Source organism: Streptomyces sp. NRRL F-5755 (assembly GCF_001279365.1).
Lineage (GTDB): Bacteria > Actinomycetota > Actinomycetes > Streptomycetales > Streptomycetaceae > Streptomyces > Streptomyces rimosus.
This window is the reverse complement of the sequence record NZ_LGCW01000003.1, coordinates 16,658-36,818: the sequence shown is the minus strand read 5'-3', so window position 1 is coordinate 36,818 and position 20,161 is coordinate 16,658. Positions and strand designations below refer to the sequence as shown.

At 73.6% G+C, this 20,161-nt stretch carries 12 protein-coding genes; 5 read left to right on the top strand and 7 right to left on the bottom strand.

What is annotated here, in order from left to right:
* Window positions 1–158: 158 nt before the first annotated feature.
* Window positions 159–2,948, top strand: coding sequence for a helix-turn-helix transcriptional regulator (locus tag ADK86_RS01050; protein ID WP_053694811.1), 2,790 nt, complete (start codon window positions 159–161; stop codon window positions 2,946–2,948).
* A 172-nt stretch (window positions 2,949–3,120) separates the two neighbouring features.
* Here ADK86_RS01050 and ADK86_RS01045 read toward each other — a convergent pair whose 3' ends face one another.
* The 4 genes from ADK86_RS01045 to ADK86_RS01030 all read right to left on the bottom strand — a co-directional run bounded on the left by ADK86_RS01045 (window position 3,121) and on the right by ADK86_RS01030 (window position 6,732).
* A complete protein-coding gene (locus ADK86_RS01045) occupies window positions 3,121–3,879 on the bottom strand; it encodes a PIG-L family deacetylase (RefSeq protein ID WP_053694810.1) in 759 nt (252 codons plus the stop codon).
* A gap of 83 nt (window positions 3,880–3,962) precedes the next feature.
* Complete coding sequence (locus ADK86_RS01040; protein WP_159393744.1) at window positions 3,963–4,577, bottom strand: hypothetical protein; 615 nt, start codon at window positions 4,575–4,577, stop codon at window positions 3,963–3,965.
* Between the two features lie 128 nt (window positions 4,578–4,705).
* The gene (locus ADK86_RS01035) at window positions 4,706–5,806 is read right to left on the bottom strand and encodes an alpha/beta hydrolase (protein WP_053694808.1); all 1,101 of its coding nucleotides are present in this window, start codon (window positions 5,804–5,806) and stop codon (window positions 4,706–4,708) included.
* 230 nt (window positions 5,807–6,036) lie between these two features.
* Complete coding sequence (locus ADK86_RS01030) at window positions 6,037–6,732, bottom strand: formylglycine-generating enzyme family protein (RefSeq protein WP_053694807.1); 696 nt, start codon at window positions 6,730–6,732, stop codon at window positions 6,037–6,039.
* A gap of 331 nt (window positions 6,733–7,063) precedes the next feature.
* Between ADK86_RS01030 and ADK86_RS01025 the strand changes: the two genes are divergently transcribed.
* Window positions 7,064–11,527 (top strand): cation-translocating P-type ATPase, encoded by a 4,464-nt coding sequence (locus ADK86_RS01025; RefSeq protein WP_234345627.1) that lies wholly within the window; start codon window positions 7,064–7,066, stop codon window positions 11,525–11,527.
* Here the strand turns inward: ADK86_RS01025 and ADK86_RS01020 are convergent.
* Window positions 11,512–11,946, bottom strand: coding sequence for a DUF3224 domain-containing protein (locus ADK86_RS01020; RefSeq protein WP_053694805.1), 435 nt, complete (start codon window positions 11,944–11,946; stop codon window positions 11,512–11,514). The two genes, ADK86_RS01025 and ADK86_RS01020, sit on opposite strands and share 16 nt — an antisense overlap.
* Window positions 11,947–12,062: 116 nt before the next feature.
* Here ADK86_RS01020 and ADK86_RS01015 point away from each other — a divergent pair, with 116 nt between their 5' ends.
* From ADK86_RS01015 to ADK86_RS01005, 3 genes are all read left to right on the top strand, one after another.
* Complete coding sequence (locus tag ADK86_RS01015) at window positions 12,063–13,037, top strand: helix-turn-helix transcriptional regulator (protein WP_053694804.1); 975 nt, start codon at window positions 12,063–12,065, stop codon at window positions 13,035–13,037.
* A 77-nt stretch (window positions 13,038–13,114) separates the two neighbouring features.
* Complete coding sequence (locus tag ADK86_RS01010; RefSeq protein WP_053694803.1) at window positions 13,115–13,624, top strand: hypothetical protein; 510 nt, start codon at window positions 13,115–13,117, stop codon at window positions 13,622–13,624.
* A 339-nt stretch (window positions 13,625–13,963) separates the two neighbouring features.
* A complete protein-coding gene (locus ADK86_RS01005) occupies window positions 13,964–14,674 on the top strand; it encodes an erythromycin esterase family protein (RefSeq protein WP_234345625.1) in 711 nt (236 codons plus the stop codon).
* Window positions 14,675–14,680: 6 nt separating this feature from the next.
* On the opposite strand, the gene ADK86_RS01000 is transcribed toward ADK86_RS01005, so the two are convergent.
* On the bottom strand, window positions 14,681–18,829 hold the full coding sequence (locus ADK86_RS01000; protein ID WP_234345623.1) for a non-ribosomal peptide synthetase: 4,149 nt from the start codon (window positions 18,827–18,829) through the stop codon (window positions 14,681–14,683).
* Between the two features lie 325 nt (window positions 18,830–19,154).
* Window positions 19,155–20,111: a threonine/serine dehydratase gene (locus ADK86_RS00995; protein ID WP_053694801.1), complete on the bottom strand. Its 957-nt coding sequence runs from the start codon at window positions 20,109–20,111 to the stop codon at window positions 19,155–19,157.
* Window positions 20,112–20,161: the final 50 nt, after the last annotated feature.

Here is a 20,161-nt window from a genome sequence, read left to right as displayed (position 1 = left end):
GAGGATTTACCGGAACCGTACGAGCGGCCTCGGCGCTCGCGGTATCCGTCACCTGACTGCACCTGTACGCGGCCCGGGCAGCAGTCCCGGCCGCTTGTAGCCTGAACGGGCAAGGGAAAACGGCTCCGACAAGAGGAGCCACAGCTTCTGGAGACTCCGTGGACGGGCACGCAGGCGACCTCGGTACGGCCACGGAATCGAGACCCGATACGGAGCCGGTCGTCGGCCGGGACGCCGAGCTGGCGCGCCTCCTGCGTACGGTGGACCCGGCGTCGGCCGAGCGGGTTCTGATGCTGGTCGGCGACGTGGGCATGGGAAAGAGCGCGCTGCTGTCCCATGTGGCGCGGCGCGCCGCGGCCGACGGCACGCACGTACTGCGCGCCGAGGGGAGCGAATCGGAGTCGGGCCTCGCGTTCTCCGCGCTGCATCAGTTGCTGCGGCCGGTGGCCGCCGAAATGGACCGGCTTCCGGAGCGGCAGCGCGCGGCGCTCCGCGACGCCTTCGGCGCGGGAGCGGCGACCCCTGCACATACGAGCGCACCCGATCCCCTGCTGATCGGGGTCGCCGTCCTGAGCCTGCTCTCCGCCCTGGGCGACCGGCAGCCCGTACTCGTCGTGCTGGACGACGCGCAGTGGTGCGACCGCGCCTCCCTGGACGCCCTGGCCTTCGCCACCAGACGGCTGGACGGCGACGATCCGGTGACAGTGCTGGCCGCCACCCGTAACGCCCACCTACCGGGACTCGACCGTCACATACCGACGCTCACCCTGGGACCGCTCGACCACACCGCGGCCAACCAGCTTCTGGACCTCCAGCCGGACAGCCCCACCCACCGCACCAGAACGCAGATCCTCGACCAGGCCGACGGCAATCCTCTGGCACTGGCCGAGCTGACGAGGGCCGCGACCCTCCACGGCGCGGGGGCGTCCCTCCCGTCCGCGGGCCCGCTCCCGCTCACCGACCGCCTGGAACGCCTCTTCGCCGCCCGCCTGGACGGCCTCCCCGCCCCCACCGCACAAGCCCTGCTGCTTCTGGCCGCGATGGACAGCGTCGATTCCGCGCTCGCCGTACCGGCCGGACTGCCGGAAGCCGGGGACGCGGTGTGGCTGCCCGCCGAAGAGGCCGCGCTGGTACGGCGGGCCGGCCGGAGCGTCCGGTTCCGCCACCCGCTGGTCCGGTCCGCCGTGTACCACTTCGCGCCCTCGGACGCCCGGCGCGCGGCTCACCGCACGCTGGCCGAGCTGCTGCGGGACGAACCGGACCGGCGCGCCTGGCATCGGGCCGCCGCCTGTCCGGGCCCGGACGCGGCCGTGGCGGCGGAGCTGGAACGGACCGCCGGCCGGGCCCGTCGGCGCGGCGGTTACGCGGCGGCGGCCAAGGCGCTTCAGCGCGCCGCGGAGCTGGCGCCGGATCGCGAGGACGGTGCCCGGCTGCTGGTCGAAGCCGCTCGGGCGGCCGTGTTCACCGGGGACCCTGCCTGGGTCGAGGAACTGGCCGCCGCGGTACAGGCGCGTACGGATGACGCGTCACTGCTGACCGCCGCGGCGGTACAGGCCGGGCGGCTGGCGGCCCTGACCGTACGCCACACGGCCGTGTTCTCCCGACTCGCCGACGCAGCCGACCAGTTGGCCGACTCCCGCCCTGCCCCCGCTCTGGACCTCCTGGCCGGCGCCGCCGTGGTCCGCTTCTACTCCGGCGAGGACGCCCAGCGGCACCGTATCCAGGCCATCCTGCGGCGCCTCCCCGAAGACGCCGCGCACCTGGGCCTGCGCACCTGGATACAGGCCGTGTCCGACCCCTTCGGCAACCGTCCCCACCTCGCCTCCCTCCTCCCCCGGTTGTCTGCCGATGCGGAAACCCACCCGGAACGGCTCGTCACGGTCGGCATCATGGCGTGGCTCCTGGACGAAACCCCCCAGGCCGTCCGCGCCTTCGACGCGGCCTTCGGCCGCTGGGAGTCGCAGGGGCCGCTGCCGGAGGGGCTGGGCGGCGCGGTGGCCTGGGCCTATGTCGAGCGGGGGCGCTGGGGGCAGGTTCGCGAGGGCTGCGCCCGTATCACCGCGGTCGGCCGGTCCGCCGGCCTCGACCATGCCGTGGCCTGCGCGGCCGCGGTGGACGCCACCGTACTGGCCTATCAGGGCGATGCGGCGGCAGCGCGCGCCCGGGCCGAGGACGCGCTCGCCCTGGTTGATCCGCTGGAAAGCCGCTCGGTCGCCGTCTACGCCCGCCGCGCGCTCGGTGCCGCGTCGGCTGCGGAAGGTGCGTACGAGAGTGCGTACGGCCAACTCCGCATGTCCTTCACGGCGGACGGTGCGCCCCTGCACTACCACGCGTCCTACCCCGCCCTCGCGGACCTGGCCGCCGCCGCTGTACGTACCGGCCACCACGAGGAGGCCGCGCAGATCGTCGAACAGTCCGCCCGCGCGCTCGCGGACAACGCCTCGCCCCGGCTGCGCGCGCTGATCAGCCAGGCCCGCGGCCTGCTGGCGGACCCCGAGGACGCCGAGCCGCACTTCCGGGCGGCCCTCGCGGACCCCGTACTGGAGCACTGGCCCTTCGAACGCGCGCAGACCCTGCTGGACTTCGCCGAGTGGCTGCGTCGCCGTCGGCGCATCGCGGAGGCGCGGGCTCCGCTCACCGCGGCCCTGGAGACCTTCCGGCGCCTCGGCGCCCGCCCGTGGATCGAACGCGCCCGTACCGAAGCGCGCGCCGCCGGCCTCGATGTCACGGACACACCCCCCGACGCGCTCGCCGAACTCACCCCGCAACAACAACACATCGTCCGTCTCGCCGCCCGCGGGCTCACCAACCGCGAGATCGGCGAGAAACTCTTCCTCTCCCCCCGCACGGTCGGCTCCCACCTCTACCGCAGCTTCCCCAAACTGGGCATCACCGCCCGCTCCCAACTGCGCGACCTCCTCGAAGGATTCGCCACAGCCATTGATTAGCCCCACGGAAACGGGCTGCTAAACAATCCGCGGTGCGGTGGAGTGGAGGTATCCGTGTCCCGGCCTGGTGCCCGCGTCACCGCGGGCGTCCGACGGCGCACGGACGCACCGGGGTGCGGACGGGCACCCTCACGGGGGTGGGGTGCCCGGCGCCTGTTCCCGGCTCCGGTGATCAGACGGTGAGTCCGGTCTGCGGAGGCGGCGCGGGAGCCAGGGTGTGGCGTACGTACCACTCGGTGGCCAACAGCCGCTCCCGGACCTCCGGCGCGAGACCGGCGATCAGACCTGGCAGGGCTCCCCGCTCCACTTCACTGCGGTGCGCCAGTACGGCAGCGGCCTTCTGCCCGAGCCAGGGGCCGACGTCGACGGTCGCGGTGACCCGTTCGTCCGGAACGCTGTACACCGCTTTGCGCGCGCCGATCAGCTCCCTCAGCGCCGGCACCGCCGAGTGCGGGTGCGTGGCCAGGTAGAGGGCGCGCGGCTGCCAGGGGGCGCCGGCCTCGGGGTAGAGCTGTTCGAGCCCGGCCGCCCGGGCCGCCGGCGTGGTCACCCGGTGGGTGTGCACGTGGTCCGGATGGCCGGGCAGGCCGCCGTACGCGTCATGGGTCACGACGATGTCCGGACGGAACTCCCGGATATGCGCCACCACACGTCGCACCGCCTCGTCGAGCGGCGCGTCCAGAAACCTCGCACTGCCCGGAGCCGACCGCGGCACCCGCGCGTCGGCGTAACCGAGCATCCGGGGCTCGCCCGCCCCGAGAATGCGCAGCGCCTCGGCCAACTCCGCGGCGCGCGGGGAGTCCGCGGCCCAGGTCGCCGTCACGACCGCGGTCCGCGCACCCTCGGCGGCGTGCCGGGCGAGCACACCGCCCGCCGCCAGGGACTCGTCGTCGGGGTGGGCGAAGACCCCGAGCAGACTCGGCACGGACATGGCTGGCTCACCTACCGGAAAGAGACGGCGCCGACGGCCCCATGATCACCCCCATGGGGCGCGGACCACACACCCGCCCCACATCACGTCAACCGCATCCCATTAGCCGTGACGATCACGTCGTAAGCCCCCTTGAGGCCCCCCTCGCCCACATAGCACCGGTAGCCCGAGGGCTTGTCGAGCGGGACCAGGCGGACCTTGGGGACCTTGTCGCAGCGCAGTGACCTGGCGGCCTTGCCGCCGTAGATCCCGTACTGCTTCCACGCGCGGGCGCGGACTCCCTCGTCGGTGACCACGCCGCCCTTCGTCGGGGTGGCCGTGTACTGCATCAGGATGAAGCCGCCCTTGGTCTCGACGTTGAAGGGCACGTCGACGCCCAGGTACTTGACGGTGCACGTGAACTTCTGCGGCTGGTCGCCGACTTCGGCGGTGTCGCAGGTGGTGGCGGTCTGCTGGGGCACGCCACCACCCATGGCCAGGACGCGGCTCTCCAGGTCGTACTTGATCTGGTCCAGTACCGGTGCCTTCTTGCCGGGCGCGGGGTGCTGGGGCGCGGCCTTCCCGGACGGTGCGGCCGTCGGGCTCGGTACGGGGGTGCCGTTGGTGAGCAGCGGGTCCGGTGACGACCCGCACGCGGTCGCCGCCGCGACCACCAGGCCCACTGTTGCCGCCGTACGTATCCACTTGTTGCGCTGCACTGCTGCTGCCCCGTTTCCCCGTTATGTGCTGATCATCGAGCGTCGTCCGGCGGGGCTGCCCGCCGGACGTCGCCCGATCATAGGGTTCGGGGGCACAAGCGGAGAGGGCGGGGCCTTGGCCGCAGGGCCTACGCCTTGAGGTGGCCGCTCATCCACTCCAAGGCGGCCGGTATCTCACGGCGCCAGGTGTTGAAGCTGTGACCGCCGCTGTCGAGGATGATCGACGCGATGCGGCCAGGGGACTTGGTCTGCTGGATGAACTTCAGCGTGTCCGGGTAATTCGGCTCGCCCTGCTTGCTGGAGGTGACCAGAAGGTTCACCGGCGCCGCAGGAAGGTTTTTCTGCCGCCACAGCAGGTCGTTCTCCCGCTCCAGTTGCTTGTCGCCACCGAACAGGTCGCCGGTCTTGGCGTCGCGGGGGGCCCGGTAATCGGCGGAGAGGGCCACGCCGGTGGAGAACGTCTTCGGGTGGCGCATCGGCATTTTCAGGGCGCAGTAGCCGCCCGTGGAGTCCCCTATGACGCCCCAGTTCTTCGCGTCGGTGCCCACCCGGTAGTGGCCGGCCATGTCACGGCGTACGTCCTGGGTGAAAAAGGTCTCGGTCTGCGGGCCGTTCGGGACGTCCACGCACTCCGTGTCGCGCCCCTGCACGACGGCCGGGCTCATCATCACCAGTATGGTCGGCTGCGCCTTGTTCTTGCGGACCAGCTCGTGCTGGGTCTGCGGGAAGTCCAGCTTCTTGAAGAGGTTCTGCGCGATGCCCGGGTAGCCGGTCAGCACCACGGACGCCGGGAAGCGCTTCTTCGCGTACTCCGGCTGGAAGTACTCCGGCGGCAGGTAGACGAATGCCTGGCTGTTGATCTTGGATTTCTCGCCCTTGAGCACGACCTTCTCGATCCGGCCCGCGGCCTGGGGCCGGGAACCGCCGGGCAGGCCCGCATGCTCGATGCCGAGCACCTTCACCTTGGCGCCGTTCGGGCCGGTGCTCACGGAATCCTGCTTCATGCCGAGCAGCTCTCCCCAGGAGCCGAAGAAAAGGTGCGCATTGTTCGCGAGCAGGCCGACCGCCGCGAAGATCGACAGCTGGGTCGCCAGCAGCAGGCCGACACGGCCGAGGACCGTGCGCCAGTTGTGCCTGGACAGGCGCGGCCACAGCCAGATGGTGAGAACGAAGAGTGCTACCGCGAAAAGGACGGCCAGGAGCAGCACTTTCTTGCTGGTCAGACCCATGTGGTGCTTTCTTACGGGCGGCCGGTCAGCCGGGCCGCGGATGCCGCCCCGGGCCCTGGTACACCGTCGTACAGGGCGCGAAAGTCCAGATACCGCGGCTCACACGCGCACGTTCTCTCGACCGGGGCGGCGGGGCAGTGATGTCTACAGGCTAGATGGCGAAAAGCCCGGGAGGGTTGCGTGGCGTCCGCACGGAAATAGCGCCGGCCGCACCGCGGACGGGAAAAGCCCTAGCCCGACCGGGCCAGCCGGAATCCGAGGTCGTCGATGCGCAGCGTCGGATGGCTCTTGCGGCGGCAGGCGGCACGGCAGCCCCGGGGCCGGTCCAGCCGGCCGCCGCCGCGGAATGTGCGGTACGGGCCGTAAACCTGGGCGTCATAGACGTCCCAGCACCACTCCCATACGTTGCCGATCATGTCGTACAGACCCCAGGCATTGGGGGCCCTGGTGGCCACGTCATGCACCTCACCGCCGGAGTTGTCCCGGTACCAGGCGATCTCGTCCAGCTCGCCGTAGCGGACGCCGGAGGTCCCGGCCCGGCACGCGTACTCCCATTCCGCCTCGGTCGGCAGGCGGTAGCCGTCGGCCCGCCGGTCGCAGACCACGTCCTGTGCGTCGGGGTCGGTGCCCGTCGTGTAGCAGGGCTGCCGGCCCGTCGCGCGGGAGAGCAGGTTGCAGAACCGTACGGCGTCCAGCCAGGAGACCTCGGTCACCGGCGTCCGGGGGCCTGCCTGGCCGGCGGGCGCCGTACCCAGTACGGCTCGGTACAGCTCGCGGGTGACCGGGTACGGCGCCAGCCGGAAGGCCGCGACCCGGGCCCGCCGGTCCGTCTTCGCGGCCTCGTCCCGGAGGACGACCTCGCCTGCCGGTATCGCGGTCAGGGGCTCGGCCGTCACCTGGGGTGTTGTCGTGTCGGGGCTTGTCACGAGGGTGTTCTACCGGGCCGGGAGCGGCCGGCGAGGCCGCTCCGGGGCAGCGGCCCTACGGGGGCATGGGGTGTGCCGTACGGCCGTCACGTGATCTTCATGCGCGGACACGGTGCGGACATCGCGCCGATACAGCGGCATACCACCGCCATCACACAGCCGCCCCGCACCCGGATGGCACATACAGCGCCGCGGAGTGCGGCCGGCGCGTGTAGGGCGACGCCGGAGGGTTACCCAATGCGGTACCCCGGCGGGGTTCGCCGGGAGTCCTTCGAGTGAGGGGCCCTCGATGTCACTGTTGTCCGGTGTGCCCGGCCTATCCGGTCTCCGTGTGCCCCACGTGCCGAAGCCGTCGCTGCCGCTGCCCGGCCCGGTGGTACGGGGCGTGCGGGCGGGTGCCCGTGGGGCCCTGGAGGTGGCCTGGCAGATGGCGGGGGTGCCCGGCCGGGCGGTGTGGTCGCGGCCGGGGCGCTGTTACATCGCGGTGCACGGGGTGCAGACGGCGGGCGGGGAGCGGCTCGCGCGGCGGGTGGAAGAGGTCCTGGAGCGGCAGCCGGGGGTGGAGTGGGCGCGGGTGAACAGCCCGTCCGGGCGGGTGGTCGTCGCGCTGGGGGCCGGGGCACCGCGGCAGCGGGAGCTGATCGCGCTGGTGGCGGAGGCCGAGGCGGGCGGCGCGGACGCGGAAGCGCGTACGGATGCGCGGTGCGACGAGCACGGCGAGTGGTGCCAGGAGCCGCACCACCCCTGCGAGGGGCCGCGGACCCGCCAGTCGATGACGGGACTGGCCGCCGACACGGTCGGTCTGGGCATCGCCACACTCGTCCGCCTGACCCCGTGGGCGCCGCTGCCCGCCGAGCTGGGATCGCTGGCAGGGCTGTTCGAGCACCATCCCCGGTTGCGTGCCTGGGTGGCGCGCGGCCTGGCCGGTCCGGCGCAGGCCGAGTCGCTGCTGCCGGCGGTCAGCGCGCTGGCGCAGGGCGTGGCCACCCGGGGCGGTGGGCTGATGCTGGACGCGGTGCAGCGGATCGCCCAGTGGCGGGAGGCCGGCGCGTACAAGAACGCCTGGGAGGCGGTGGAGCCGCAGTTGGTGCGCGGCCCGCGGGACGCCGCCGCGGAGCCGATCGTGGTCGAGCGCCCGGTGCCGGTGCCGAAGGACTCGATGGACCGCTACACCGACCGGTCGCTGATCGCCGGGATGGCGGCCGGTGCGGCGGCCGTGCCGTTCGCCGGGCCGCGCCGCGGGCTGGCCGTGGCGCTGGCGGGCATGCCGAAGGCGCCGGCGGCCGGGCGGGAGGGGTTCGCCACGTACCTGGGCCGGTCCCTGGCGCTGCGCGGCGTGGTGGCCATGGACCGCGGTGTGCTGCGGCGGCTCGGTCAGGTGGACTGCGTGGTGCTGGACGGTACGGCGCTGCGCGGCGACCGGTACGACCTCGCCGACCTGGAGCTGCTGGCGGACGCTGACCCGGACGGCACCACCGCCCGCCTCTTCGAGCTGTTCGACGCCGACGAGCCCCTGGAGACACGCCGGTCGGCGGACGGCTGGGTGCTCGGCCCGGCGGCGGACCTGCCGGGCCGGAAGGACGGCGAGCACGACAGCGGGGCCGGGGACGCCGTGCGCCGGCTGCGGAAGAAGGGCTACGACCACCTGCTGGGCCTGGCGCGGGACGGGAAACCGCAGGCGATCGCGGCGCTGGCGGCGCAGACCGCGCCGGGCGCGCAGGCCGTGGCGGCCGCCGCGCGCCGCGCCGGGGCGCGGATCGTGCTGGCCTCCGACCGCCCGGACACGGAATGCCGATACGCCGACGCCGTCCTGCCCGGTGGCAAGCGGCTGGTGGCGTCCGTACGGGAACTCCAGGGCAACGGCGCGGTCGTCCTGCTCGTCTCGGGAAACCGCCGCGCCCTGGGCGCCGCCGACTGCGGCATCGGCGTACACCGCAAGGGGAAGGCGCCGCCCTGGGGCGCGCACCTGCTGGTCGGCGGCGATCTGAGTACGGCCGGGCTGATCGTGGACGCGGTGGCGGTGGCCGCGCAGGTGGACCGGGAGAGCGCGATGCTGGCCGCGGGCGGCAGCGGGGTGGGGGCGGTGGCCGCCGTACAGGCCCGCGCGTTCCGTGCCACCCGCCGCGCCGCGGCCGCCGGGCACACCGCCGGATCGGCCGCCTTCTGCCTCGGCGTCTGGCGCGCCCGGCAGTTGCTGGCCCGCCCGCCGCTCCCGGCGGCGCAGAGCACGCCATGGCATCTGATGCCGGTCTCCCAGGTGCTGGAGCGCCTGACGGCGACGCCGGACGGGCTGACGTCCCGTGAGGCCACGGCCCGTTCGTCGCCCGCGCGGCGCACCGACGGCCCGCGGCACACCGGCCTCGCCACCGCGTTCGTCGAGGAGCTGGCCAACCCGCTCACCCCGGTCCTCGCGGCGGGCGCCGCGCTGTCCGCCGCCGTCGGCTCGCGCACCGACGCGGCGCTCGTGGCCGCCATCACCGGCACCTCGGCGCTCGTCGGCGGCGTCCAGCGGGTGCGTACGGAACGGGCGCTTGCCGAGCTGTTCGAGCGCTCCGCGATCAACGCGCGGGTACGGCGGGACGGCGACGAGCGGCAGGTGAGCGCCGGTGAACTGGTCCCCGGGGACATCATCGTGCTGGGGGGCACCGAGGACGTGGTGCCGGCCGACTGCCGCCTGCTGACGGCCGAGGGCCTGGAGGTGGACGAGTCGTCGCTGACCGGCGAGTCCCTGCCGGTCGCCAAGGACCCCGCGCCGGTGGTGGCGGCGCAGCTCGCGGACCGGCGCTCGATGCTGTACGAGGGGACGACGGTGGCCGCGGGCCGGGCCACGGCCGTGGTCGTCGCCACCGGCCCGGCCACGGAGGTCGGGCGCAGTCTGGCCACCGCGCGGCAGGCCGCCCCCACGGCCGGTGTGGAGAAGCGGCTGGCGTCGCTGACCAAGGCGAGCCTGCCGATCGCGCTGGGGTCGGCTGCCGCCGTGGCCGGGGCCGGGCTGCTGCACGGCAGGCGCCTGCACCACACGCTGGCCTCCGCGGTGAACCTGGCGGTCGCCTCCGTCCCCGAAGGGCTGCCGTTCCTGGTCAGCGCGGCCCAACTGGCCGCCGCCCGGCGCCTCGCCGAGCACGGGGCGCTGGTGCGCAATCCCCGTACGATCGAGGCGCTCGGCCGCGCCGACGTGCTGTGCTTCGACAAGACCGGCACGCTCACCGAAGGCACGCTGGAGCTCGCGGAGGTCAGCGACGGCGAACGGGCGCTGCCCGCCCGCCGGTTGGACGACACACGCCGGAAGATCCTGGCCGCGGCCCTGCGCGCCACCCCGTCCGAGCAGTCCTCGGAGCCGCTGGCGCACCAGACCGACCGGGCGGTGGTGTCCGGGGCCCGCCGGCGGCACGTCACCGTACGGGACGGCGCGCCCGGCTGGCACCGTACCGACGACCTGCCGTTCGAGCCGTCCCGCGCCTATCACGCCACCACCGGGCGGTCCTCGCACGGCGCACTGCTCAGCGTGAAGGGCGCGCCCGAGAACGTGCTGGAACGCTGCGCCCGGCGCCGTACCGGCAGCACGTCCGACCGCCCGCTCGACGACGGGGAACGCGCCCGCCTGACCGCGACCGCCGAGGAACTGGCCGGGGCGGGCCGCCGGGTCCTGGCGGTCGCCGAACGCCCGATGGAGCCCGGCGAACCCCTCGCCGAAGAGGCCGTGGACGGGCTCGTGCTGCTCGGCTTCCTCACCCTGTCCGATCCCGTACGGGCCGGAGCGCCGCCCGCCGCCGAGCGGCTGCGCGAGGCCGGGGTGCAGATCGTCATGCTCACCGGGGACCATCCGGCCACCGCCGACGCGATCGCCTCCACCATCAACAACGGCGCCTCCCAGCGCGTGTGCGGCGCCGCCGAACTGGACGAACTGGACGACGACGCGCTCGACGCGCTGCTGCCCCGGGTCGATGTGATCGCCCGGTGCAGCCCGCACCACAAGGTCCGCATCGTGCAGGCGTACCAGCGCATCGGCCGGGTGGTGGCGATGACCGGCGACGGCGCCAACGACGCGCCCGCCATCCGGCTCGCGGACATCGGCATCGCGCTGGGCCGCCGGGGCACCCCGGCCGCCACCGCCGCCGCCGACCTGGTGGTCAGCGACGACCGGCTGGAGACGATCATCGCCGCGCTGATGGAGGGCCGGGCGATGTGGACCTCGGTCCGCGCCGCGCTGGCCGTCCTCATCGGCGGCAACCTCGGCGAGATCGGCTTCAGTGTGCTCGCCGCAGCCCTCACCGGCCGGGCCCCGCTGACCGCCCGGCAGATCATGCTGGTCAACCTGCTCACCGACCTGGCACCTGCGCTGGCCATCGCGATCCGCGAACCGCCCGGCGACGGCGGCGAACGCCTGCTGCGCGAGGGCCCCGACCGCTCCCTGGGCACCGCGCTCACCCGGGAACTGCTGCTGCGCGGCTTCACCACGACCCTCGGCGCGACGCTGGCCTGGGGCGCGGCCCGGCTCACCGGCCGGCGCCGCCGCGCGGGCACCGTCGCGCTGGCCGCGGTGGTCGGCACCCAGCTCGCGCAGACGGTGCTCATCGGCGGGCCGGACCGCAGGGTGCTGATCGCGGGCCTGGGGTCGGCCGCGGTGCTGGCGGCGGTCATCCAGACGCCGGGCGTCAGCCGGTTCTTCGGCTGCACCCCGATGGGCCCGGTGGCCTGGGGCATCACGCTCGGCGCCATCGCCGCGGCCACCCTCGCGGGCACGGCGCTCGCCCCCGTCGTCCGGCGGATGCCGGCCGCTCAGCCGAAGTCGTAGTCGAAGGTGTACGGAACGGACGCCTGGCCGGGCTCCTGGGTGAACGCGCCGGTGCCGCGCAGCCCGGCCAGTTCCCCGGTGCCCGAGCCCGGCACGACCTCGAAGGTGCAGCGCACGCTCCCCCGCTCGTCGAACGACCCGCGCTCCTCCACGACGAACGTGCCCCGGCACCCGTCCACACTCCCGTCCAGCAGTTCCATACCGGTGAACGTGCCGGTCTTCTCCGTGAGATAGACGATCGTGTACTCGCAGGTCGTGTCGCCCGCCTCGATGCCGCCGGAGAAGGCGTTGGTGACGGCGGCGTGCGCGAGGCGCGGGTACGCACCCTCCGGGCGGTCCCCGAGGACGCGTTCCTCCCAGCCGGCATAGGTGAAGTGGCCGGTGAGCTGCGTACGGCGGGCGCTGGTCCGCGTGGACATGGTGATCCTTCCGGTCGTTCGTCGGCGCGGCACCGGAACCGGTCCGCGCGGCGGTCGATCACAGCCTGTCTCCCGTACCTGACACCTCCTGTCAGGTACGGCGCGACAATGACCGCATGCGCGCCGACCGTCTGCTCTCCCTCCTTCTGCTCCTCCAGAACCGTGGCCGGATGACCGCCACCGAACTGGCCGCCGAGTTCGAGGTGTCGCCGCGCACGGTCTACCGGGACGTCGAAGCCCTCGGCGCCGCGGGCATCCCGGTCCGCTCCGAACGCGGCCCGGACGGCGGCTACTCGCTCATGGACGGCTACCGCACCCGGCTGACCGGACTGTCCGACGCCGAGGCGGAGTCCCTGTTCCTCGCGGGCGTACCCGGTGCCGCCCGCGAACTCGGCCTGGGCGCCGTCCTGGCGACCGCCCAGCTCAAACTCCAGGCCGCACTCCCGCCCGGCCCGGCCGACCGGGCCCGCCGCCTCCAGGACCGCTTCCACCTGGACGCCCCCGCCTGGTTCCGGGACGCCGACCCGGTCCCCCACCTGGCGTCCGTGGCACGCGCCGTATGGGAACAGCACACGCTGCGCGTCCAGTACCGGGCCTGGGGCGGCACCGTCGCGGAACGGGAACTGCACCCGCTCGGCCTCGTCCTCAAGGGCGGCATCTGGTACGCGGTCGCCAACCCGGCCGACGCACCAACCCCCCGTACGTACCGCATCTCCCGCCTCCTATCCGCCGAAGCAACGAACACCCCCTTCGACCGGCCCCCCGCCTTCGACCTGGCCGCCTACTGGACCGACTCCTCCCGCCGCCTCGAATCCCAACTCCACCAGGGCACAGCACGCCTACGCATCTCCCCCCGCGCCCAACGCCTCCTGCCCATGCAATTCGGCGCGGCAGGCACCCAGGCCCTGAAAACCGCCGGCCCACCGGACGATGACGGCTGGACTGAAGTAGACCTCCCGGTCGAAACCCCGGCCGTAGCCGTCGGCGACCTCCTCAGACTCGGCACGGAGGCGGAGGTACTGGGGCCGGAGGAACTTCGGGCGGAAGTGGGGCGGGTGGCGGGCGAATTGGCGCGGCGGTACGGGGGCTGACCCTCGACGCGTGAATTCTTCTTCGTCACCGACCGTTACCCGGGAACTCCGACACCCGCTCCTTCGTCGTACGAGACATGAGCACCAGCACCACCCGGCCCACCGCTCCAGAGCCCGTCGCTCCCGCCCCCACCACGCCCGACGCGTGGCGGGACCTGCTGGACGACTGGGACGACATCCGCAACGGGTACTACCTCGGCGAAGCGGACGAAGCGGTCCTCCAGTGCATCCATCACCTCGACGCCGACCCGACGGGCCCGGACGCCCTCCTGTGGACCCTCGGGCTGGTCACGCTGGTTCCCTACGTCGCCGCGGCAGCGCCGGGCCCCGGAGTCGAAGCCCGGGCGGCCGAGGTGCTCTCCGTGGTGGCCCGCGCGCACGGTGACCGGATATGCGCACACGAGAAGCACCCCTTCGAGCCGTACAAAGACGACTTGGACACCCAGCTCGAAGAACTCCCCTCCGCGTTCTCGGCCCTGATATCCCAGAGGGCCGGGGCCCCGGACGAATACGTCCCGGCCCACTGGCACTGTCCGCGCAACATCGCCGGGTTCGCCCGCGCGGCTCTGAGCTACCTCACCGTGTGAAGCGCCCCGCCCCGACTTGACATCAAGTCCGCTTGAGGCCCCAGGCTCCTCAGGTGTCACGCACCCGCCGTACGGCGCTCACCGCCCGAGGAGGACCAGCCATGACCGCAACGGCCGCCGCCGCTTGGATACGGGACCACGCCCGTCCGCTCACCACGACGGAGCCCGGCGCCCCGGCCGCCGGTCTCGCCCCGCTGGACGGCCTCGTCCGGGACGCGCGGATCGTCGCGGTCGGTGCCTCGACGCGGCTGTCGCACGAGTTGGCCGCTGTCTCCCACCGGATCCTCCGGTTCCTGGTCGAGCGCCACGGTTTCCGTTCGCTGGCGCTGGAGGGGGACGATGCCGTACAGGGCCGGGCTGGACGGGTATGTCCGGACCGGCGCCGGGGACCCGCGGGCGATGCTCGCGCAGGCGCGGCCGTTCTGGCGGATCGAGGAGATCGCCGAAGCCGTGGAGTGGATGCGGGCGTACAACGTCGCGCATCCGGATGATCCGGTGCGGTTCGCCGGTGCTCCCGAGGGGCAGCGGGCGCCACAGGGACGGGGGCCGGGCGGGCTCGCAGGGATCGAGCGCGACTTGGCGGAGGACGTCATCCGATGGCAGCAGCACACCGGCGACAAGGTCGTCTACTGGGGCGGCCTCGCGCACACCGTCAAGGGCGACCCCCGGACCGTCTCCCCCTCCTCACCACCGGAGACGCACCGCAACGCGGGCGGTTACCTGCACGAACGCTACGGCAGCGGATACGTCTCGCTCGGCCTGACCTTTCACCACGGCTCGGCCCCGATGGCCGTTCCGGCCCCGCCGGAGGAGTCCGCCCAAGCCACGCTGGGACGCTCCGGCCTTCCGGACGCGTACCTCTGGAACCTGCGCGCACCGAGCCCGGCGGCCGTACGGGAGTGGCTCGCCGCGCCGGTCAGGACGCGGCTGGTCGGGCCGCGCTACGACGCTCACGGCGATGCCGCGCACCATCTGTCCGGCGGCTCCCTCGCGGACTGGTTCGACGCGCTGGTGCACGTCCGGGCCGTCTCGCCCGCGCGCTTCCTCTGAAGAGTCTCACCGACGCGCCCCCACCCCCGCCTCCAAATGCTCCCCCACCACCCTGCCGACCCGCGCCAACGCCCCCGCCTGCGTCATCGCGTGATGGGTGCAGGCGATGTCGTGGTTCTCGATGTGGCCGGTGACCAGGTGGCGCCAGGATTCGGCGGTGGGGGCGTGCGGGGGCTTGTTCTCGGTGGCGTGGAAGTAGAGGAGGTCGCCTTCGTAGATGCCTTCGGAGAAGGTCGGGAGGAGTTTGACCGAGTTGGTGAACACCTCGGTGACGGCGGTGAGGCGGTCCTCGCCGAGTGCGGGGTGTTCCCTGAGCGAGTCGAGGAGTTGGTCGCCGCCGCTCTGGCTCCGTAGCGCCGCTGCCACGCCGGGGACCGTCAGCGGGCGCGGGAACCGGTCCGGGTCGTGGCCCGCCGCTTCCAGGAGGAGGGCCAAGATGTCGTGTTCCGTCACCGCGGCGCCGGTCGCTCCGTGGGGGTCGATGGGGCGCGAGTCGAGCATGGCGAGCAGTGCGACCCGTTCTCCCCTGGCCTGGAGCCGGACGGCGATGGCGTGGGCGAGCGCGCCGCCGAGGGACCAGCCGAGCAGGTGGTAGGGGCCGGTGGGCTGGACGGCGCGGATCTGGCCGACGTAGTCGGCGACCATCTCCTCGAAGGTGGTGGGCAGCGTGGTGCGCTGGGCCAGGCCGCGCGCCTGGAGTCCGTACACCGGCAGGTCGGGGCCGAGGTGGCGCAGCAGCCCCGCATAGCACCAGCTGAGCCCGCCGGAGGGGTGGACGCAGAAGAGCGGGGGCCGGGTGCCCTGGGTGCGCAGCGGCAGCAGCACCTCGAAGCCGTCGGTATCGCCGCCGGTCTCCAGCGCCTCGACCAGCTCGGCGACGGTCGGCGCTTCGAACAGGGTGCGGATGGAGAGTTCGGCGCCCAGGGCGGAGCGGATACGGCTGATGAGTTTGGCCGCGAGCAGGGAGTGCCCGCCGAGGGCGAAGAAGTCGTCGTCGATGCCGACCTGCCGTACCCCGAGGGTCTCGGCGAACAGCGCGCACAGCACCTTCTCCCGGGAACTGCGCGGCGCCCGGCCGTTGCGGGCGGCGGGGGCTTCGGGGGCGGGCAGCGCGGCGCGGTCGAGCTTGCCGTTCGAGGTCAGGGGCAGCTGGTCCAGGAGGACGAAGGCGCCGGGGACCATGTATTCGGGCAGGCGGGCGGCGGCCCAGGCGCGCAGGGTCCCGGCGTCGACCGGTGCGGGATCGGGGGACGTACGGCCGTCGGCGCGCCGTGAGGCGGGGATGCGGGGGTGCGCGGCGCGGCCGGGGGTTCCGGCAGCGGGGACCACGTACGCGGCCAGGCGCCGGTCGCCGGGGGTGTCCTCCCGTACGGTGACCACCGCGTGGGCGACGCCCGGGTGCCGGGCCAGCGCGGTCTCGATCTCGCCGGGTTCGATGCGGAAGCCGCGTACCTTGACCTGGCCGTCGGCGCGGCCGAGGTATTCGAGGATGCCGTCGGGCGTCCAGCGCGCCCGGTCGCCGGTGCGGTACATGCGTGAGCCCGGCGCGCCGCAGGTGCAGGGCACGCCGGGGTCGCCGCAGGTGCCGCCGGCCGATCCGCTGCCCGCGTGGGCGAACGGGTTGGCGACGAACCGCTCCGCGGTCAGCGCGGGCCGGCCGAGGTAGCCGCGGGCGATCTGGTCGCCGGCGAGGTACAGCTCGCCCGGTACCCCGGCCGGCACCGGGTTGAGCGCGGCGTCGAGGACGTACGCCTGGACGTTGCGCCCGGGGCGTCCGATGACGGGCTGTTCGTCCTGGTCGGCGATGCGGCAGTACACCGCGTCGACGGTGCACTCGGTCGGCCCGTAGTAGTTGTACGCGGTGGTGCCGGGCAGGGTGCGCAGCTTCTCCCACAGGGCGGTGTCGATGGCCTCGCCGCCCACCATGAGGATGCGCGGGCGGTGCCGTTCGCCGGTGCACAGCCCGGCGGCGAGCAGCTGGTGGAGGTAGGTGGGGGTGAGGTCGAGGAAGTCGATGCGCCGGTCGGCGATGTAGGCGACGAGGGCGGGCGGGTCGAGGCGTACGGCATCCTCGACCAGGTGGAGTTCGTGGCCTGCGGCCAGGAACAGCGGGCCCTCCCAGGCGGTGTCGAAGGAGAACGCGGCGGTCAGCGCGGCCCGCAGGCGGCGCCGGGCCGCGGCCGTCTCCGGGTCGATCAGTTCGGCCTTGTGGTCGAAGAAGAGGTTCGTCAGCTGGCGGTGTTCGACGACGATGCCCTTGGGCTGCCCGGTGGATCCGGAGGTGTAGCTCACGTAGGCCGGGTGGCCGGGCGTGAGCGGGCTCCGGCGGTCGGCGTCCGTGGGGTCGGTGACCGGCCGGCTTCCCAAGTCCCGTACGGTGGCGGGGTCGTCGAGGCACAGCGTGGCGGCGGTGTCCGGCAGGCGCCCGCCGGCCTCCGTCGTGGTGAGGACGCATCCGGGGCGGGTGTCGGCGAGCAGGAAGCGGATGCGTTCGGCGGGCAGTTCCGGATCGACCGGCACATACGCGGCGCCGGTCTTGAGCACCGCCAGCAGGCCCGCGATGTGCTCGGCCGTGCGCGGCAGCGCCAGCGCCACGCGTGTCTCGGGTCCGGCGCCGCGTGCGATCAGCGCGTGCGCCAGCCGGTTGGCGCGGGCGTTCAGTTCGGCGTACGTCCAGGTGGTGGCGCCGCAGACGAGCGCGGTGGCGTCGGGGGTGCGGCGGGCCTGCTCCTGGAAGAGGTCGGGCAGGGTGGTGACCGGGACGGTACGGGCGGTGTCGTTCCAGCCGGTGGTCACCCTGCGGCGCTCGACGGCCGGCAGCAGGTCGATGCCGCCGACGGGCTGCTCGGGATCGACCTCGGCGAGCGTGTCCAGCAGGGCCAGGAAGCGGCGCTGGTGGGCGGCGGTGACCTCGGCGTCGTACAGGCCGGGGTCGGCCTGGAAGTCGACGCGCAGGCGGCCGTCGTCGGTGCGCTCGTAGACGTTGACACCGAGGCCGGTGACCGGCCCGTTGGAGAGGTTGTGCAGGGTGGCCGGGTGCTGCCCGAAGCTCAGCCCCGGGTCGTAGTTCATGATGTTGATGCCCCAGTCGCCGAGGTGGCCGCCGGTGTGCGCGGCGCCCAGCTCCTGGACGAGGTACGGCGAGGGGTAGCGCTGGTGGCGCAGCAGCCCGCGGGCCCGCTCGGAGGTGTGGCGCACCAGCTCCCGTACGGTCGTGTACGGGCCCAGTCCGACGTGCAGCGGCAGCACGTTGGCGAGCATGCACGGCGTGTTGCGGGGTACGGCGCCGACGCGGCCGGTGACCGTGAGGTCCAGCGTCACGTCGGTGTTGCCGCTCATCCGGTGCACGTACAGCGCGAGGGCGGCCATCGCGACCACGGGCAGTCCGGAGCGGGTCTGCCGGGCCAGGGCGCGCAGTCCGTCGGCGGCGGGCGCGGGCAGGTGGGCGGTCTCGCGGACGAAGCGGTGCGGCACGGAGGCCAGCCGGCTCGCGAGATCGGTGTCGGTGGCCCGGCCGGCGAACTGCTCGGCCCAGAAGGCGCGGTCGCGGGTGAACCGTTCGGAGGCGTGGTACGCGGCCTCGTCGGCCAGCAGTTCTTCCAGCGTGTTCAGCGGGCACGGGGGGATCTCCTCGCCTGCCTCCAGCGCGGTGTAGACCTCGGCGACGCGCTGGATGAGGAGGGAGAAGCCGTAGCCGTCCAGGGTGATGTGGTGCAGGGCCATATAGAGCACGCAGTGGTCGTCGGGCAGCCGCAGCACCGCGAAGCTGAACAGCGGGGAGTGCCGCAGGTCGACGGGCCGGCGCAGGTCGTCCCACATCCATTCCTCGGCCCGGGCATACGGGTCGCGCGGCCCGGCGGTGTCGGGGTCCCGCAGGTCCACGACGGGCAGCGGCCAGTCGTCCGCCAGGTCGGGCACCTGCCACACGCCGCCGTCCTCGTCGGTCTCGAAGCGGACCCGTACGGTGTCGATGTCGGCCACGGCGCGGTGCACCGCGGCGTCGAGCAGGGCCAGGTCGACCGGGCCGTGGATGTCCACGTACTCGGCGGCACGGTAGATCGGGTTCTCCGTGTCCAGCTCCTGGGAGAACCACACTCCCGTCTGCGCGACGGTCAGCGGCATTCGGCGACCGCGGTTGCCTGGCTTCCTGTTCATGCTTGCCGTCTCCTGACGAAGGTGCTGGTCTTCACGGCGGCCGGGCCGGTGGCGGGGCCACCCGACCGGTCGCACCTCACGCGCCATACAGGGCCAACGAGCACACATGACGGGTGTATCGGTTCGTCGGCAAATCTCTTTGCACAGGTGTGCGGAGACGGGGGCGGCGCACGGTACGCGGGCCGCCCGGACGGCCGTCCACGCGCAGCTCACCGGCAAAATTCCGGGGGCGCGCGGGGCGGCGCCGGGCGCCGGACCGCGGACCGGCACCCGGTCCGGCGGTCACGCGTACGTCGAATATGTGCGCCAAAGCATGCTGCCGGGGTCACTCTCCGGGGCGTATCAGGTCCGACGGGTCGGTGTTCGCGCCGCACACGACGACGCACACCCGCTCCCCCGGCGCGGGCCGGTACGCGCCCGAGCGGAGCGCGGCGTAGGCGGCCGCCGTGCCGTGCTCGACCGCCAGTCTGCGGTCGTCCCACAGCGCACGGCGCGCGTCGAGGATCGCTTCGTCCGGTACGAGCAGCGAGACCGCCTCGGCGCGCCGGGCCCAGTCCAGGGCCATGTGCGTGACGCGGCGGGCGCCCAGCGAGTCGGCGGCGACGGATCGCACCGGCACGTCGACCACCCGGCCGGCCTCGATCGCCGCGTTCAGCGCCCGGCAGTGCTCCGGTTCGACGGCCACGACCCGTACGCCGTGGTGGTGGGCGGCCGCCGCGACCCCGCTGAACAGGCCACCGCCGCCCACCGCGACCACCACCGTGTCCAGGCCGGGCAGCGCGGCGCGGATCTCCTCCAGCAGGGTGCCGGCGCCGGCCGCGATCAGCGGGTGGTCGTACGCGTGCGACTCCAGCGCCCCGGTCCGCGCGATGTGTTCGCGGGACGCCTCCAGGGCGGCGGCGTATTCGGTGCCCGCCTGGCGTACGTCGGCGCCGAGCCGCCGCAGCTTGGCGACCTTGACCGGCGGCGCGGTCTCCGGCACGAACACGGTCGCCCTGATCCCGTGCCGGGCCGCGGCCCAGGCGCAGGCCAGTCCGGCGTTGCCCCCGGAGGCGATGACCACGCCGGCCTCGGGCAGGGTGCCGGCCGCGCGGTGCGCCGCGATGAAATTCGCCGCGCCGCGGGCCTTGAAGGAGCCGGTGTGCTGGGTGAACTCGTAGGCGAGCCAGCCTTCGGCGGGCCCGAAGGTGCCGGGGTCGACCGGTGCGACGGTCACCGGGCGCACGTCCCCGGCGATCCGGCCGGCCGCCGCCCGCACGTCCTCGTAACTGATGCTGCTCATCGCGGACCACTCTCCCGGGTCGAACGTCGTGAACGGTGGTGCCGGCCGGA